Raw genomic sequence first — 16,802 nt, 5'->3', positions numbered from 1 at the left:
TCACAAATCAGTTTAGGACATGCTCCAGCAGTGGTGTAGTTACTGCATGTTCCACCACCTCCGCCTCCAGACCCATCTCCATCGTCAATGCGCTGAATTTGATTACCCGGGGCGTTCCCTGTTTCCTGGGCCTGAGCGAGGCCACCGACCAGGGGCATAGCCAGAGGGATAAGCACAGCCGCAATACCTTTCATCCCTTCACCTCCATCGCTTCCAGCGCCCGAACGACTTCCTCTAGGTCGCTGCGATAGCCCACGTCGATCCACACCATTCGGCCTTGCCGGAGGTACACGTGGGTTGGTGTACCGGGTACGCCAAACCTGCCAAAGAGTTCGGTGTTCAGCTCACCTCTGCAGGCTTCTGGCCACCTCCCTTCGCTATAGATGATCTTCAGGTTTACGGATTGTTGACAGAGCCTTGTCCAGCTCTCCTTCTCGAGTTCGCACCAACGGCACTGCTCGTAACCGAAGATTAGCAGGCCGGAGAAGTCCTGGTAGGGTGCGCGATCTGTCCTAGGGATACTGCCAAGGTATACGCCGGACTGAGCAGCCCCGCCTCGGCGGCATCGACGAGCAAGCCAAGGGTCTTCGCGGAGGGATTGATCTTCCCGGTAAGCCGCTTGACCTCCCAGCCATCCTTTAAAACCACCAGCGTGGGAGCGGATTGAATCCGCAGCGCACGGGCCAGAAGGTCGCCTCGGTCGTGCAAATAGGGGTGAAAAGGAAGCTTTTCGGTCCGGCCGACAAAAGTTAGGGGAAAGCCCTTCATCGCGGCCAAGGATTCACAAACTGCGCACTCGGAGGTGGTGAACACGAGGATTCGGGTACCCTCCTCGAGCCCGTACCCTAGCGGTACACTTTGAGCCAGGCTCCAGCCTCCAAGAATCACAAATAGGAACCATCGCAGAAGCATGGGCCCATGATAGAAGCGAAGGCATCCGCCGAGAAAGGGGGAAAACTCACGCTTAGAGCGTGGGTTCTCCACAAGCCCACAGCCTTGGGTGCATCCCTAGGTAATAGAGGGCCAGCTCAACGCGGTTCCGAACCCCCAGCTTTTCCTTAAGGGCCACGAGCCGGTTTTCGACGGTTCGAGGGCTGATATGCAGCTCCTGGGCGATTTCGCCGTTTTCCATGCCGAAGGCGACCCTGCGAAGAACTGCCCTTTCGCAGGGTTGAAGGCCATCGTCTGCTGAGGGGCCTTCGTAGAAGCGCTCCCCCTCAGCAACCCGTATAAGGGCGCCGAGAACGTCCTGCGGTCCTGCCGGGTGGGCCAGAAGTCCCTCAGGCTCGAGTTCCAGCAAATCGCGTAAGTAGGAAGCCGAACTGACGCCCGTGACTACAACCACTGGACGAGGCAGACTGGCAAGTGTGAGGAGAGCGTAACCCCAGGGTGCGTCCAGTACCAGATGGACATCAGGGCTGTGCCGTAGAGAAGCACAAAGGGCCTGACCATGGAGACGCATGGTTTCATTCCCAGAGAAAACCACTTCATCACCCCGGCTCAGTTATATCCTACATTCCGCAGCTCTCCCACCCCGGGGTAGGATTTTGGGATGCAAGGGACCCCAGGCTTGCAGGTATACGACTTGGGCCTGGTGGCCGGCATAGTGGGCTGGCGCCCCTGGTGGACGAGCGGGTCGGACCCGCCCGGGGGAGTTGGCGAGCACGGGGAAGGCTGGAGGCTCATCCTGCGCTGGGTGTTCCAGCTCTTTCTCTGGGTCCGCGTGGCGGAGCTCAACCTCGAGCCCCACCACGAGCGGGTGGCACGCCTCCTGAAAGTGCGGAATGTAGGGTTAGCCTGAGCTGGGGAAAACCACCTACGCCTAGAAGCCAGGGACAGCGTAGACCGTACCTCTCGGACATGCGCGATGAGGAGTGGGCTTTTTGGACGCAGCAGGGCGCAAGTACACCCTGCGCTGGCTGGTGCGCACCGGCGCTGGATGCAGCGGGGGTGTTCGAGGATTGACCAGCCCCTACGGCAGCTAAAGGGTCGCAAGGCCCTGCCCAGTGCGGCTTTACCGTCCAGCCCCGAGAGCGGAGAGCGGGCCGGGTAAGACACTCCTCCGTTGTTGGGTCATCAGGTACCCCGCCTCACAACCCGAACCAAGTGAAGGGGTAATAACGCTCCAGCTCCTGCCGATAAGGCTCCACCAGCCGCGCGGCAGCCTGGGAACTGGGAGAGCGCTGGAGGGAGACCCTAGGGTTGAAGTCGCCGGAGCCGATCTGACGCAGGATCTCTTGGGGGTTCAGCGCGGGAACTCCGTAGCCGAGAGCCGAATACACCTGACTCCGCACCCAGGCGTACTCCTGGGGCGAGAAATCGTGGCGGTTCAGGGCCTGTACCTGGAGGCGCTTGGCCTCGGTGATGAGCGCCCCTGAGTCCCGGAAGAGGTCAAGGGCGACCCGGTAATCGAGCTGAGCCTGACCGGCCGCTTGCCGGCTGAGCTGCTCGAGGCGCCCCTCCAGCGCGGTGAAGCGAGCCCCCAGCCCCTGGTGCACCTCGCGTGCTACCCGCACGAAGCGCTGCACCTGATCCAGGGTAGGCTGGCCGCTCGCCGGCGGGGTATACGGGGTTTTGTTGTTGATCTCGGCGTCGAGCCGGAAGACCTGGGTGAATTCGTGCAAGAGGGCTTGGGCTGGGCGGATCAGGAAAAAGTATGCCCCTACGCCCAGCGCTCCGGCAACCAGCAACAAGCCGAAGCAGCCAAACATCATCCAGCGCGCCATGGGCTCAGGCTGGCAGATTTTTATCGGTCAGATTATAACCGGGCTCACGCCTTCTTCGGCTCTTCCGGCTGGCAGGTCCCGTACCCCGGCGCGATGAAGTGGGGGAAATCGGGGTTGGGCTTACGGTCGGGGATGCGCGGTACGGTTTCGTGAAAGTAAGGCCGGGGCCACTGCGCGCGCAACTTGCAGCGTACCGTCTTGGCCGGCCTCCCCAGGGCGATCCCGTGGGGGGGTACGTCGCGGTTGACCAGCGCTCCGGTCCCGATCATGGCGTCGTCGCCGATGGTCACCCCGGCCAGCACGGTGCTGCGGGTGGTGATGCGCACCCCGGCCCCGATGATGGTCTGCTTGAGGGTCACATCCGGCGAGTTCAAGACGTGATGGGTGTGGCTGTAGATGTCCACGTAGTCGCTGATCGAGGTACCATCGCCGATCACCAACCCGCCGATGTCGTCGAGCAAGCAGTGACGGTGCACCACCACGTCGTCGCCCAGCTCGAGGTTATACCCCACGGAAAACTCTACGTTTTGGAAGAACTTGGGGTTCTTCCCCACCCGCTTGAAGATGAAGGGAGCCAGCGCCCGGCGGATCGCCACACCCGAGTGCACCGACTGGCCCAGCGGGGTGAGGTCGAGGGCCTTCCAAAACCACAGCAGGGGCTTCACCCGGCGGAACTGCTCGGGGTCGGTGGCGATGTAGTACTCCGCCTCCAGCGTCGCATTGGCCGGGTCCAGGGCCAACGCGGCCATGGGAGCTACCTCGGCCAGCTCGGCGTAGGGGCGGGCGTGCAGGATACGCGAGAGTTCATCGCGCACCAGGGCGTAGCGGTCTACGGCGGGGTCAGCAAGCCGCTCGGAAAGCTCGCCCAACCAGCGCTTGAGCATCTGGTCGGCATCGGGCGTGATGGTCTTGGGCAGTAACCAGGGCATCAAACCACCTAGACCCCTAGGGTATGCCCCCGAGGGCCGGGCGAATGGTGAGGGAACTTACCCCCGGTCTAAAAAACCAGCTTGCGTCCGTAAAAGCCCTCGGCGTAGCGGGTAGCGGCTTCCAGGCCGCGCAAGCGCAGCAAAGCGGTAAAGGTCTCCCTATCAAACCAGTGCTTGCCCCGCTGGCTGGGGAAAGCCTCGAGCAGGATCTCGACCTTGCGCCGGACGTGGTGCTCCTCGAGCCGCACGTACACATTGGGGGTTCCCAAGTCGCCGTCCCACTTGGGGATCTCGTACTCGAGGATGAGGTGGTGGCGCCAGGTGTTCCAGGTGAGGTCGGAGAGGACCCGGTGATCCTGGTGGCGGTCCGCCCGGGCGTGGGTGAAGATCAGGTCGGGAGAGAACTCCGCGGCGAGCTGCCGGAAGGCTTCCTTGAGAGAGGCCCACTGCGCGGGGAAAAAGCCGTCGCGAAACTCCAGCACCCGCAGCCGATAGGACACCCCCTCAAGGAACCGGGCTGCGCTGGAGCGGGCCTCTGCGGCACGCAAGGAATCCGCGCTGAAAACCACCCAGAAGACCTCGAGGCCCCCCCGCTCCACCAACCGCAAAAGGGTTCCTCCGCAGCCGATCTCGATATCATCGGAGTGAGCGCCCAGGCAGAGCACCTTGCGGGGGGAAAGCTCGAGGAGGCTCATTCGTAACCGAGTTCGCGCAGGGCCTCAGGGTCTTTGCGCCAGTTGGGATACACCTTCACCTCGAGCTCCAGGTAGACCGGGCGGGAGAGGAAGACCTCGAGCTGCTTGCGGGCGGCCTGGCCGATCTCCTTGAGCATCCGCCCGCCCTTGCCGATCAAAATCGGCTTGTGTGACTCGCGCTCGACAAAGAGCACGGTGCGGATATAGAGCTTGCCCTTTTCCCGCTCGGTGAACTCCTCGGTCTTGGTGGCGATGGCATAGGGAATCTCCTCGCGCAGCCGCTTCATGGCCTCTTCGCGCACGATCTCGGCGCTCCACTCCTCGGGGCTTTGGTCGCTGCGAGAAAAGAGCTCGGGGTAAAAGAAGGGGCCTTCGGGGAGCAGGGCCAATAGCTCGTCGCGTAGGTTCTTCACCGCACGCTCGTCCAGCGCCGAGAGCATCCGGGGTTCGGCCTGAGGGAGCAAGGAGCGGTATTCCTGCATGGCGTCCTCCGGGCGCTTGGCGGCATCGAGCTTGTTGCCCACCAAGAGAATCGGCGCGTTCTGGATAGGTCGCAGCATCCTGGCCACGAGTTCGTCCTCGCGGGTGGGCGGGTGCCGCAGATCCACCACCCAGACTACCGCGTTCACGTCGGCCAAGGCTTCAGCCACCTGCTGGCCCATGTAGTTGCCCAAGGCGTCCTCAGGCTCATGAACCCCCGGGGTATCTACAAAAACAATCTGTCGGTTGCCCTCGCTGTAGATACCCCGCACGCGCTTGCGGGTGGTCTGCGGCTTGGGGCTGATGGGGGCCACCTTGACCCCCAACAGGGCGTTGAGCAGGGTGGACTTACCCACGTTGGGCTTACCCACGATGGCGACGAAACCGGAATAGGTCGTACCAGCGTTCACCCTTCAAGTATAGGGGCTGTTTAACGGTGGATCGCGATGGGCAAAACGTTAAGGCGCCCGGCTATTGGGTGCTCAGTTCTTGTGCGCCCGCTTCCAAAAGCTGCTTCAGCCCCCGACCGGAGGGCTGGTGTGGGTACAAATGCCCAAACTATGAGGTCCACCCGCCGCAGGGATACCTCGCTCTCGACCTCGGGTGACTACCGATCCAAAACGACGTTCATAAAGCGTTCGGCATCTCGCGTTTGGCGTTTAGCATGATCCAAGTGGACGCCTTAGCCCTAGCCCTTACCCCCAATGTCGGTCCTAAACGCCTGCAACAGGTCCTCGAGCACACCGACCTGAGCCCGGAGGCGGTGGAGCAAGTGCTGGGGCGGGAGATCGGGGCGGCCTACCGCAAGCTGCTCGGGTCTGGCCGGGCCGAGCAAGAGCGCGAAAAGGCCCTGGCCCTAGGAGTGCGAATCATCGGGCTGTGGGATCCGGAGTACCCCGAGCCGCTGCGCCACCTAGCCTCTCCGCCCAGCGTACTCTATCTGAAAGGAAGCCTGCCCGATCCCAGGCGCTCGGTGGCCATCGTGGGAACCCGCCGGGCGAGCGCGTGGGCCAAGGCCTGGACCCGCAAGGTAGCCCGTGAGCTGGCTGAGGCCGGGGTGGGGGTGATCTCCGGGCTGGCCCTGGGGATTGACGCCGAGGCCCACGCCGGAGCCTTGGAGGGGGGCGGGTATACCTTGGGGGTGCTGGGAAGCGCAGTGGATCAGGTCTATCCCTCCGCCAACCGAGGGCTTGCCGAGCGGATGAACCTGCTCTCGGAGTTCCCGCTGGGCACCTCACCCAAAGCCGAGTTCTTCCCCCGCCGCAACCGCATCGTGGCAGGGCTCGCGCGGGCGGTGATCGTGGCCGAGGCCGGGGTCAAGTCGGGGGCGCTCATCACCGCAAAGTTTGCCCTCGAGGGGGGCATCGACGTGCTGGCCGTTCCGGGCAGGCCCACCGACGCCTCCTCCGGGGGCTGCAACCGGCTCATCCAGGACGGGGCCGGGCTGGTGATGAACGCCGAGGATATCCTGATGGCGCTGGGATTCAGTGCGCCACGCAAAGGTGGCGAAGGGGAGCTCGAGGGCCGGGAAGCCCTGGTGCACCGGGCGCTACTGGAGATGGGCGAAGCCCTGCCCGACGACCTGGCCCTCTCCCTCGACCTCCCGCTCTCGGAGGTGCTGGCGGTGCTCAGCATGCTCGAGCTGAAGGGGTACGCCCTGAGCCTACCGGGAGGCCGCTACGGGGTGGGATAAGGGCGCCACTGCGTAAGCGGACTTGCTATGGCGCCGAGGCGACGCGATTAGAATGGCGGGGTGATCGAGCGGGTGTATCTGGCCAAACCCCGGGGCTTTTGCGCCGGGGTGGTGATGGCCATCCAGGCGGTGGAAAAAGCCACCCAAGAGCTAAAAGAAGAGGGCGAGCTGGTGGTCTACCACGCCATCGTCCACAACGACGTGGTGGTACGTCGGCTCGAGCAGCAGGGGGTCCACTTCGTGGAAGACCTGGCCGAGGTGGAAGAGCTGCGCAAGGCAGGGGCCAAGCTGGCCGAGACGGTGGTCTTCTCCGCCCACGGCATCCCCCCCCACTTGCGCAGCGAGGCCGCCCAGCGGGGCTTATCCCAGATCGACGCGACCTGCCCCTTGGTGACCAAGGTTCACAGCGAGGCCAAGCGCTACGCCAAGGAGGGCTACTGGATCCTGCTCATCGGAGACTCCGCCGACCACCAGGAGATCAAGGGCACGCGGGGCGAAGCCCCCGAGCGGACCATCTTGGTCTCGGTGCATACCCACGTGGGCCGCGACCCCCGGCTGGCCGACCCGCGCACCGTGGAAGTCCCCGACCCCGAGCGGGTGGTGGTGCTGACCCAGACCACCCTCTCGGTGGACGACACCCTGGCCACCATCGAGATCCTCAAAACCCGCTTCCCCAAGCTGGTGGTGCCCAGCCGGGACGACCTGTGCTTCGCCACCAAGAACCGCCAGGACGCGGTGAAGCGGATCGCCCCACACGTAGACCTCTTCCTGGTGCTCACCAGCACCGCCTCTTCCAACGGGATGCGGCTGTTGGAGCTGGCCAAGCAGCTGGTGGGCCGGGCCGAGCGCATCAACACCGTGGCCGACCTGAAACCGGAGTGGCTCGAGGGGGTAAAAAGTGTCGGCATCACCTCGGCGGCTTCCACCCCGGAGGATTTGGTGCAGGAGGTGGTGGCCTACTTCAAGGCCCACAACCCCGCCCTCGAGGTCATCGAGCAAGGCGAGTGGGAAAATATCGAGTTTCGCGAGCCGCGCCGGGTGGCCCCGGAGGAAATCCTGCTCGGTTGCTCCAACCTCTAGACCCGCCGCGGCGGGTCTAGCGGCGCTCATACGAGAGGAGCTTAAAGGTGGCTGGTCCACGGTATTGGATGGGCCGTAGTGCTGCTGGTACATTCTCGGCGGTGTTGATGTAGACCACCTCGGATTTTTGGCCTGCGTTACAACTGGCCTGGTTACCCGCGCTGGTGGTGCAAAACATGTTGCTGATCACCGAACCCAACAGCACGTTATCTTTAACGATGCGGAAGGTGCCCCCGGAGTAGACCGGCGCCATTACGTACTGGCCCCGCTGATAGGTATCCCCCTCGGCAATCACGGCCAAGACGTGGTTGGGGAAGTACGCATTCCCCCCAGCCGTATCGGGGAGCAGGCTTCCGTCCAGGTCTAGGTTGCCCCCCAGGGTATCACTGGAATCCAGCTTCTCCACCACCAGCGAAGCGTTTTGCCGCTCGACCAGGGGAATCGCTCCCAGGAGCGCGGTGCGGGCTTGATAATCGGTGTCGCGAGCCAGACGCAGGCTGAAGCCTTTGAGGTTCACCGTGCCGTAGACCTCGAGCTTGGCCGGGTTGGGTGTGTACTTAAAACCACCTCTACTCCCATCGGGCATAATGTAGGAGCAGTCTATTGGCGCACCATCCAATACAAGCTTCTTATCGCTAGAAGCTGCTGCCGCAGCTACGGCGTTGTAACAACTGTCGGGGATAGCGCTGGGAAGGGCCGCCGAAGGCCACTGCACCACGGGGCTCGAGCTGGTTCGGCTGATGAATAGCCCCTGGCCGGGCAAGGTGGCCACATACCGGATGCACTGCCGCCAGGTGGGATTTCCATTACCTGGAATCTGACAGATTCCAGGTCCGTCAAAGGTTGGGAAAGCCGGGGGGTTGGACAAGTCAAACGCCGCAGGTCCGACATCGGTGCAGATCCCTTTGGTTTGCTGGCAGTTGAAGCTCCCGCCATTGTTGACATCTGAGGCTCCGCGACCCACCCAAACGCCTACTACCCGGTTGGTCTCCTCGCCGATCTGGGTACTCCCTCCCACCGAGACCTTGCCGTACTGCACCCGCAGGTTCGCACATAAATTGTTGGCGGAGCGGTTATTGGGGTGAACCCGATTGGAAATCCCCCCGGTGTAGTCCGAAAGGTCATAGTGGTTGAGCATGGAGAAATTGCCGTTGGCATCGATGACCGTAGCGTTGGGGTCGCTTCCTACCACGTAAATGCCCCCCCGGATGGTGGCTCCCCCGTTGATAAACTTGTTGGACTGGCCCTGTCCAGTAAACACCGCTTGTTGCAAAGCCCCGGTCAGTTCGATGCGAAAAGTGGCCCGCACGGTCGAACGCGCCCCAGAGGAGGTCCCGACCGCCTCGAGCGTATACAAGTTGCTATCGTCGGGGTCTTTGTAAATCGTAACTGTATAGCTCCCTAACACATTTCCATCAGCATCGGTCAGTACTTCATTGGGGTAAGTGATGCGGCCATTGTTCCAGGAGATAGGGCTGCCGGTGCGATTGAGATCTAGCCCAGCCCCCAAGCGGTTGAAGCAAGCGGTGCGGGTCGGAGCCGCCGTGCTATCGTTCCCGGGTTCTTGCAGCCAGCGAAAGTACTGAAACAAAGCGGTCTTGTACTTGTTAAGGCCTGCGTCGGCAACGTATTGGGCCTGAGTAGCAGTTACATCGTTGCGGCTTATCCAGCGTTCAATCTGGGTAGTAAAGAATACGCCGAAAACGAGCAGGCCCACCATCAGCAAAACAGCCAGTGTTATAACCAAAGCGATTCCACGTGAGCGCATAGAACTCTCCTACTGATCCTTGAGGCTGGGCATTCGCACTTCCTGGCTCATGGCGTAGCAGAGAAAACCCGCCGGGCAAGCCACTGTCTGACCGCTCGAGGTGAAGTAGCTGCTGGGGGGAACTCCTGCTACAGGCGCACGGGACTGGCCCACTACGCTTACCAAGGCCGAACGCGGATAAGCTGCACCCGTCGGGCAAAGGGTTTCATCGGGATAACCGTTCAGGCGATTACCGTTACTGCACAAATAGACAATATCCAGCGCCAACAGGCCGTCGGCTAAGGGCTGCGGATCGGCCGGGCTCGAACAAGCCACATCGCTACGGCGCAGGGTGTCGCCGCTGAAGTCGAAGATCACCCGCCGACAAGCGTTACTCGCGTCTCGCAGGCCGGTGATGTATTGCACCTGGAAGGAGTCTTTGACCCCACCATCGGCAGCGATCAAACACTGGGTATAGGTGCAGCTCGCCAGCGACACGCTGGTATTGATGTTTCCGGAAGCGTCGGAGTAGCGGCTGGCGCCGGCCATCTGCAAATCTTGGGTCACGACCTGCATCACAATGCGGATGCGATCTTGCAGTTCGCTGCGGGCCTGATTGGTACGGGTTAGGGTATTCTGCTCGGCCAAGTATTCACCGACAATCCCTAGTACCACGGCGAAGATCACCATGGCTGCAAGCAACTCGATAAGGGTAAAGCCCCTCCGCTTCACGGGCGACCTCCACCGGGATTGGCGCAGGGTACAGGCGCATCGGAGGTCGGCGAGGGATAAACGTCGTAGCAGGATACCCGACTGACCAAGTTCACTACCAAGCGCTGGTCGTGGATCGCCGTGACCGTCACCCTCAACACACCCTCGCCCAGAGGTCCGCTCTCTCCGGCTATTTGCCAGTTGTAACGCACAGTTCCCGGTAACACCCTGGATTGAGCGATGGTGCTCCCCGAACAGTTCACCGGGCGTAGTTTGATAAGGCTGTAGGTGCGGATACCAGAGGCGGTAGAGGGTAATACCGGGGTAGGACAGCCATAGTAGTAGTCGATAAACCAGAAACTCCGTACATGGCCCGGACCGCTCTGCCGGTCATCGTCAAAGTCGCTATTATCAGGTACATCGTTGGAAACCCGCAAAACCTCCGAGAGCCGCTCCTCGAGCACCTGGTTAGCCACGGTTTTGGTATCGCTTAGAAAGCGGGCTTGGGTGCTCGAGCGGAGATTGGCCAGTTGATTCATCAGCAAGGCAGTGAATACCACTCCTATGATGGCCAAGGCAATCAACAGTTCAACCAGGGTGAGGCCGCGGCGGTTCATAGGCTCGCCCTCCCCTGCACAGAGATACCCAGTTGCCGCACATAGGTACCTGCAGCGTTGCTGAGGTTCACGGTTACAGCACCGGTCAAGCGCGGCATCCCCCGTGAGTCAAAGCCGATCCAAACTACTCCACTGCCCGCCAGCAAACGCACCCGACTCAGCTCACCTTCCCCGAAGCGAACCTGCTGCAACACCTGATCTCCCGCACCGCAGGCTGAATCGGCGTTGATATCCAGGCAAACCACATATCCCCCGGCTGGGAAGCTCGTGCCCATATAAGTGCTACCGCTAGAAATCAGCGCGAGCCCCGCGTAGGTGTTGTTGCGGATCGCCTCGAGCCGAGTGCGCCCTACCTGGGCAGCCAGGATCTGAGCAGCCTGGTCCACGGCCACTCGATCTGGGCGAAGGTTCCCTACTCCCAACGCTAGGAGAATCCCCAGGATGGCCAACACGACCAGCAGCTCTAGGATGGTCATACCCCTGGATACAGGCACATTCACCTCCTATAACGGAAATACCTCGCTTTCAAAGTAGAAGTCTCAGGTAAATGGCCAATTAATCTCTCACCCCCCCAAATGGGGGGATGGCCACCCGGGCAACCCAAGTACTCCACCTTGCTACAATCAGGTCTGGGTAGTATGGCCGTAGACTCCACCCTCCACCGCCTATCCGTCGCGCCGATGATGGACTGGACGGACCGGCATTTCCGCTACCTGGTGCGCCAAGTGAGCCGGGGGGTGCGGCTGTACACCGAGATGGTCACCGACCGGGCTATCCTCCACGGGAACCGATCGCGCCTGCTCGACTTCGATCCCAGCGAACACCCCGTGGCCTTGCAGCTGGGCGGGAGCGATCCGGCCCTGCTGGCCGAGGCCGCCCGGATCGGCCAGGAGTGGGGTTACGACGAGATCAACCTGAACCTGGGCTGTCCCTCCGAGCGGGTGCAGGGCGGCGGGTTCGGGGCTTGCTTGATGAAGGAACCGGAGCGGGTGGCGGAGTGCTTCGCCGCGATGCGCGAAGCGGTGCAGCTCCCCGTGACCGCCAAGCACCGGCTGGGGGTGGACGACCTCGAGGACTACGGCTACCTGGCCCGCTTCGTCGAGAAGCTGGCCGGCGTTGGGGTGGAGGTCTTCATCGTCCACGCCCGCAAGGCCTGGCTCCAGGGGCTTTCTCCCAAGGAAAACCGCGAGATCCCCGAGCTGCGCTACGGCTGGGTATACCGGCTCAAAGAGGACTTCCCCCACCTGACCTTCGTGCTCAACGGAGGAGTCAAGACCCTGGACGAAGCCAGGGTCCACCTCGAGCGCCTGGACGGGGTGATGCTGGGCCGGGCGGTGTATGAAGACCCCTTCGTGCTCGAGGAGGCCGATCGGCGCTTTTTCGGCCTAGCGCACCGGCCCGAGCGCCGCCAGGTAGCCCAGGCCATGATCGCCTACGCCGAGGCCCGCCTGGAGGAGGGGGTTCCCCTGTGGTCCATCGCCCGCCACATGCTCAACCTGTTCAAAGGGCAGCGCGGCGGCAAGCGCTGGCGACGGTATCTGTCGCAGCACGCCATCCGGCCCGAGGCCAAGCCCCAGGTCTTGTGGGAAGCGCTCGAGCAGGTAGCCCCCACCCCTAGCCCTATCGCCTCTTTCCCCAAACAACCCCTGCCGCAGTGCGGTTAATCTCACGTTTACCCCGGGGTTCTAGGCTTGGGCCCGGAGGTCACCTATGCGAAAGATCGGGGTATTCCTATGCGCCGGTGGGCTGCTGGCCTTGGCCGGGTGCAGCACCTCGCCACAAACCCAAAGCACGGCCCTAGCCGTCTCGGGGGTGGTGGGAGGTAACGCGTCCATGCTCACCCTGAACGGCCAGGTGCTCGACCTGAGCAGCGCTAAAGTGACGCTAAACGGCGAAGACGCCACCGCGGCGGCGGTCAAGGCCGGGATGGAGATCTCCGGGAGCGGGCTCGAGGAGGGCGGCAAGGTCAAGGTGCGCGACCTCGAGGCGCGCTACCGGGCCCAAGGGCAGGCCGATCAGGTGGACCTAGCCGGGAAGTTCGTCGTGGTAGCTGGGCTCAAAGCTTTCGTCACCGACAAGACCCTGATCTTCCAGGAAAACGCCGACGGAACCGAAACCCCTCTGACCCTGGCCGACCTGGCCGCGGGCGATTACCTGAAAGTAGCCGGGATTCCCCGACCCCAAGACCCCGACGATGCCATCGTGGCGACGCGGCTCGAGCGCGAAAGCAGCGATGATCCTAACCGTGTAGAGCTGATGGTTCCGATCCGCAAGCTGAACCCGACCGCCCAGACTTTCACCTACGGGCTACAGACCTATACTGTAGATTACAGCAAGGCCACAGTGCGGGGGACGCTGGTGGAGGGCGCGGTCGTCCGCTTTAGGGGAAGCAAATCCGGCACCATCATCACCGCCCTTCGGGTGCGGGCCATCGAAGGGAACGCGAAGCCGGACGTCCCCGACGGTACCCGAATCGAGCTCCGGGGCTTGGTCGGCAATCTCAATCCTGCCGCTCAGACCTTCCAGGTCGAGGGGCTAAGCGTGGATTACTCCGCCGCCACCGTGATCGGCACGCTCGCTGATGGGATCGAGGTAGAGGTGAAGGGGGCGCTTTCGGGCACCACCGTCAAAGCCATTCGGGTCAAAGTAACCACGCAAGACGACGAAGAACCCGGCAATGCCGAGCTCGAGGGGACAATCGCCAACTTCAACGCCACCGCCAAAACGTTCACGGTCAATGGGGTCACCGTATCGGTGAACGATCAGACCGTGTACCAGCAGGAGAAGGTGGGCGGCCAAAGCTTGGCCGGGGAAAACGGCAAACCCCTCACCGCTCAAGAGTTCTGGGGCAGCGACCGGACCGGCCAGATGGTCGAGGTCAAGGGAGTTCCCAGCAGTAGCACCGCGCTGCTGGCCCGCAAGATCGGGTTAAAATAAGGCCGCCTTTACAGTAGGGGTTTCAGAATGGGGCCACCGCCTAGCCAGCGCCCCTGCTTCCCCGAACCCCCGGCCTGAGATCCCTGTCTTGCGTATGCGAGTTACCAAGAGCCATCGCCAACGTCTTTTCTACGGTGGAGAATCCTGATGCGTATCCTGATCGTCGAAGACGAGGCGGGGCTAGCCCAACCCCTCTTGGCCCTGCTGCAAAAGGAGCGCTACCAGGCCTCTTGGGCCAGCAATCTGGAGGAGGCGTATGCCCATCTCGAAAGCCTCGAGCCGGATCTCATCGTGCTGGACATCATGTTTCCCCAAGGAGCAACCGGGTCGAAAAGCACAAGCTGGGTAGATGCCGGTTTCGAGTTCGCCCAGGCGGTGCGCCGCGCGGGATACAGAGGCAGCATCCTCTTCCTCAGTGCCCGCGACGCCGTGGAGGACCGGGTACGAGGGCTAGACTTGGGGGGAGACGACTATCTGCTCAAACCCTTCTCGCTCGCGGAGTTCCTGGCGCGGGTACGGGCCTTGCTCCGCCGCAACGCCTCCCACAAGCAGTCCACTTTCCAGCGCGGCCCTCTACAGGTGGATTTTGTGGCCCGACAAGCCCTGTGGCACTACAGACGTCTAGAACTCTCGGAAAAGGAGTTCGCCCTGCTCGAGCTGTTCGCTATGCACCCGGAGCGGGTGTTCACGGTCGAGGAGCTTTTGGAGCGCTTCTTTCCAGAGGTTGCCTCCGGTCACCGCATCCTCCGGGTCTATGTGCATCGCCTGCGAGAAAAGCTCGCCCCCGAAGCGATCTTGACCATGCCCGGGGGTTACCGGCTAGGGCTCTGACCCGGCTTGCCATGGGCGACCGTTGCACCTCCCCTCTCCTCGTACACCCCTACGCCCTGGGCGCGGGATGGGAGAAAGGCGTGCTCCATCTGCGCAGCTCACACCCCGAAGCGTCTCCTTTCGGTAGATTGAAAAGGGAGAGGGCAATGTTGGGCTTCCGTACTCGGATGGTGCTGGCCTTTACCGTTCTAGCCGTGATTGCGGTTGGGCTCGAGGGCGGTTTGGGCTACTGGCAGTTTCGCCAGACCCTCCAGCAAAACCTCACGGGGGACCTGGCGCTACGTGCCCACACAGTCGCCCAGGCGATAGACCTGCGCACCACCCCCCCCACCCTCATCCCCGAGCGGCTCTCGGAGGTGCCCGGATGGAACGAGGGGCGCTTTCGGGTACAGAAGGACGGCCTTACCTACCTGGACATCGGGGGCCCCTTTCCCCCACCCGGCCCCGGCTGGTTGCGCACCCGGATCCCGCTCGAGCAAGGGTATCTGCTCGAGGCCGCCATCCCAGCCCACAGCCTGGAATCCTCGCTAGCGGCTTACCTACGTACCCTATCCATCGCGCTACCGATTACCCTACTGCTAGCCGTATTCTTGACGGCCTTACTGCTGGGCTACCTAATGCGCCCGGTACACCACCTTACCAAGGCCGCCCACGACCTAGCCCAGCAGCGCTTCCCTGAACCTATCCCGGTCCCCTCGGGCAACGACGAACTCACCCAACTCGCCCACAGCTTCAACCGCATGTCGCACGCGGTGCGGGGTTTCCTCGAGCGCGAGAAGAGCTTTACCCGCTACGCCTCGCACGAATTGCGTACGCCCTTGGCTACCCTGCGCGCCCAGATTGAGGCTATGCAACAGGGTTTGGTAAGCCAGGCCGAGGCCATGCCCCACCTGGAAGCCGGGCTGCGCCGCATCGAAGACATTCTAAACGGCCTTCTGACCCTCACCCGTAGCCCCGAGCCCGACCCCCACCCCCTCAACCTACACACCCTGGTGGAGTCGGTAGTAGCTGGGATGCCGCCTGCGCGCCGGCACCGGATCGAGGTCACGCTCGAGGGCGCAATCTGGAGCGTTGGCCCCCGCGAGCTAGTAGCCCAGGCCATCGGCAATCTGATCGAAAACGCCTGCAAATACAGCCAGGGGCCGGTGCGGGTTCACCTGGGTAAGGCCGGCCAGGAGGTATTCGTACAAGTCCGGGACCAAGGCCCCGGTGTGCCCGAAGAAGCCCTGGCGCGCTTGGGCGAGCCCTTCCTGCGGCTCAACCCCCAGCTCCCGGGGTTGGGTCTGGGGCTGGCCCTGGTGCGCCACATTGCCCGTTCGCTATCGGGGAACGTACATTTTAGAAACCTTCGCCCCGGCCTCGAGGTCACCCTCAGCCTACCCAAAGCCAACCCTCCACGGGAGGAAGCCCATGCCCGGGCGACGCGCGCTTAGCCACCCGCTCGCCCTCTTGTTGATGTTGGGGCTCAGCCTGAGGGTGTTCGCTCCCCTTGATCCTTGGGGGCTGGCCTTTGCCGAGGAGCGCACCAACAAGAACGAAGACAAAGGGGATGACAAGGGCAAGGGAGATAAAGGAGATAAGGCTGGCAAGGACAATAGCGGCAGCAACAATAAAGACAACAACGCCAACTGGGGCGGAGGAAACCCCCAGGGCTCCAATAACCAAGAGCGCCGCAGCTATTACGCCCAGGTCACCGTCAACGACGGCAAACAGGTCTATACCGGGTCCACCCGCTTGCTGAGCGACTCTCCCTGGCTGCGCCTGGTCGCTCCGGGAATGTGGCTCGAGGCCAGTGGGCGCTGGGAGGGCAACGTTTTCCGCGCCGATGAGGTGCGGATCGTGAGCCCCAAAGCCTGGGCCTTCTACCGAGGGCCGGTAACCCCGCTGCTGCGCTGGCAGAACTCTATCAGCCCCCTTGCCCCATACCAGTACGCAGAGATCTGGCTGCAAGACGATCCCAACGACCGCCTCCTAGCGCTGCGAGCATCCCCCGAGACGAACAACCAAATCCGCCTCGTGGCCTACTTCGACGGCAAAACTTTGGCGGCCTTGCCGCCGGGACTGGCCCCGGTTCCCACAGGCTTCAAGCCCGGTTGGCTGGAGATGCTAGGCGAGTGGAACGGGCAGTCCATCGCCTGGTATAGCATAAAACCCTTCCCCTAAACGATTCGCACCCCTACACCCGCGGGGTGTGTCCTGGATTTAGGCAACTAGGCTGCAGTAGGGAAAGCGCCGTGTCGGACGGCGTGGAAAGGTGTGACGGGGCTGTGGGAGAAGAACCGCGAGCGGACCAGGGCCTTAGCGCTCGCTCCGGATTCGCTCCAGTGGGCCCCGGTGATCTTGAGTCTTTGGCCGA

18 protein-coding genes are annotated in these 16,802 nt (G+C 62.6%); 8 read left to right on the top strand and 10 right to left on the bottom strand.

What is annotated here, in order from left to right; genetic code table 11:
- Positions 1-471: 471 nt before the first annotated feature.
- Both DNA98_RS00090 and DNA98_RS17970 read right to left on the bottom strand, forming a co-directional pair.
- Positions 472-912: a thioredoxin family protein gene (locus tag DNA98_RS00090; protein ID WP_110524370.1), complete on the bottom strand. Its 441-nt coding sequence runs from the start codon at positions 910-912 to the stop codon at positions 472-474.
- A gap of 52 nt (positions 913-964) precedes the next feature.
- On the bottom strand, positions 965-1,300 hold the full coding sequence (locus DNA98_RS17970) for a helix-turn-helix transcriptional regulator (protein ID WP_233492963.1): 336 nt from the start codon (positions 1,298-1,300) through the stop codon (positions 965-967).
- A 252-nt stretch (positions 1,301-1,552) separates the two neighbouring features.
- Between DNA98_RS17970 and DNA98_RS00080 the strand changes: the two genes are divergently transcribed.
- Positions 1,553-1,801 (top strand): hypothetical protein, encoded by a 249-nt coding sequence (locus DNA98_RS00080; RefSeq protein ID WP_110524366.1) that lies wholly within the window; start codon positions 1,553-1,555, stop codon positions 1,799-1,801.
- A 289-nt stretch (positions 1,802-2,090) separates the two neighbouring features.
- Here DNA98_RS00080 and DNA98_RS00075 read toward each other — a convergent pair whose 3' ends face one another.
- The 4 genes from DNA98_RS00075 to era all read right to left on the bottom strand — a co-directional run bounded on the left by DNA98_RS00075 (position 2,091) and on the right by era (position 5,240).
- Positions 2,091-2,726, bottom strand: coding sequence for a hypothetical protein (locus DNA98_RS00075; protein WP_110524364.1), 636 nt, complete (start codon positions 2,724-2,726; stop codon positions 2,091-2,093).
- 44 nt (positions 2,727-2,770) lie between these two features.
- A complete protein-coding gene (locus DNA98_RS00070; RefSeq protein WP_110524362.1) occupies positions 2,771-3,655 on the bottom strand; it encodes an acyltransferase in 885 nt (294 codons plus the stop codon).
- Between the two features lie 68 nt (positions 3,656-3,723).
- Positions 3,724-4,350 (bottom strand): PIG-L deacetylase family protein, encoded by a 627-nt coding sequence (locus DNA98_RS00065; RefSeq protein ID WP_110524360.1) that lies wholly within the window; start codon positions 4,348-4,350, stop codon positions 3,724-3,726.
- Complete coding sequence (gene era / locus DNA98_RS00060) at positions 4,347-5,240, bottom strand: GTPase Era (protein WP_110524358.1); 894 nt, start codon at positions 5,238-5,240, stop codon at positions 4,347-4,349. Before era ends, DNA98_RS00065 begins: the two co-directional genes overlap by 4 nt.
- A gap of 263 nt (positions 5,241-5,503) precedes the next feature.
- Between era and dprA the strand changes: the two genes are divergently transcribed.
- Positions 5,504-6,523: a DNA-processing protein DprA gene (gene dprA, locus DNA98_RS00055; RefSeq protein ID WP_110524356.1), complete on the top strand. Its 1,020-nt coding sequence runs from the start codon at positions 5,504-5,506 to the stop codon at positions 6,521-6,523.
- Between the two features lie 114 nt (positions 6,524-6,637).
- Positions 6,638-7,603 carry a 4-hydroxy-3-methylbut-2-enyl diphosphate reductase gene (ispH, locus tag DNA98_RS00050; RefSeq protein ID WP_370444426.1) on the top strand — a complete coding sequence of 322 codons (966 nt, stop codon included), beginning with the start codon at positions 6,638-6,640 and terminating at the stop codon, positions 7,601-7,603.
- 16 nt (positions 7,604-7,619) lie between these two features.
- Here ispH and DNA98_RS00045 read toward each other — a convergent pair whose 3' ends face one another.
- Genes DNA98_RS00045 through DNA98_RS00030 form a run of 4 tightly spaced genes read right to left on the bottom strand, consistent with a single transcriptional unit; the run spans position 7,620 to position 11,172 of the window.
- Positions 7,620-9,371, bottom strand: a complete 1,752-nt coding sequence (locus tag DNA98_RS00045) for a competence protein ComZ (RefSeq protein WP_110524351.1) — start codon at positions 9,369-9,371, stop codon at positions 7,620-7,622.
- Between the two features lie 9 nt (positions 9,372-9,380).
- A complete protein-coding gene (locus tag DNA98_RS00040; protein WP_110524348.1) occupies positions 9,381-10,082 on the bottom strand; it encodes a PilW family protein in 702 nt (233 codons plus the stop codon).
- Positions 10,079-10,678: a prepilin-type N-terminal cleavage/methylation domain-containing protein gene (locus DNA98_RS00035; protein WP_110524346.1), complete on the bottom strand. Its 600-nt coding sequence runs from the start codon at positions 10,676-10,678 to the stop codon at positions 10,079-10,081. The genes DNA98_RS00040 and DNA98_RS00035 overlap by 4 nt, the downstream gene beginning before the upstream one ends.
- Entirely contained in the window at positions 10,675-11,172 is a 498-nt protein-coding gene (locus tag DNA98_RS00030) for a GspH/FimT family protein (RefSeq protein ID WP_255418274.1), read from the bottom strand. Before DNA98_RS00030 ends, DNA98_RS00035 begins: the two co-directional genes overlap by 4 nt.
- A gap of 144 nt (positions 11,173-11,316) precedes the next feature.
- Here DNA98_RS00030 and dusA point away from each other — a divergent pair, with 144 nt between their 5' ends.
- From dusA to DNA98_RS00005, 5 genes are all read left to right on the top strand, one after another.
- Positions 11,317-12,342 (top strand): tRNA dihydrouridine(20/20a) synthase DusA, encoded by a 1,026-nt coding sequence (dusA, locus tag DNA98_RS00025; RefSeq protein ID WP_110524342.1) that lies wholly within the window; start codon positions 11,317-11,319, stop codon positions 12,340-12,342.
- A gap of 46 nt (positions 12,343-12,388) precedes the next feature.
- Positions 12,389-13,615 carry a DUF5666 domain-containing protein gene (locus DNA98_RS00020; protein WP_110524340.1) on the top strand — a complete coding sequence of 409 codons (1,227 nt, stop codon included), beginning with the start codon at positions 12,389-12,391 and terminating at the stop codon, positions 13,613-13,615.
- Between the two features lie 147 nt (positions 13,616-13,762).
- Positions 13,763-14,446: a response regulator transcription factor gene (locus DNA98_RS00015; protein WP_110524337.1), complete on the top strand. Its 684-nt coding sequence runs from the start codon at positions 13,763-13,765 to the stop codon at positions 14,444-14,446.
- 146 nt (positions 14,447-14,592) lie between these two features.
- The gene (locus DNA98_RS00010) at positions 14,593-15,879 is read left to right on the top strand and encodes a HAMP domain-containing sensor histidine kinase (RefSeq protein WP_158531581.1); all 1,287 of its coding nucleotides are present in this window, start codon (positions 14,593-14,595) and stop codon (positions 15,877-15,879) included.
- A complete protein-coding gene (locus tag DNA98_RS00005) occupies positions 15,857-16,609 on the top strand; it encodes a hypothetical protein (protein WP_110524333.1) in 753 nt (250 codons plus the stop codon). The genes DNA98_RS00010 and DNA98_RS00005 overlap by 23 nt, the downstream gene beginning before the upstream one ends.
- Positions 16,610-16,802 lie beyond the last annotated feature (193 nt).

The organism is Meiothermus sp. Pnk-1, from assembly GCF_003226535.1.
Lineage (GTDB): Bacteria > Deinococcota > Deinococci > Deinococcales > Thermaceae > Allomeiothermus.
The sequence above is the reverse complement of the archived record's forward strand: the minus strand, read 5'-3'. Positions and strand labels throughout refer to the sequence as shown.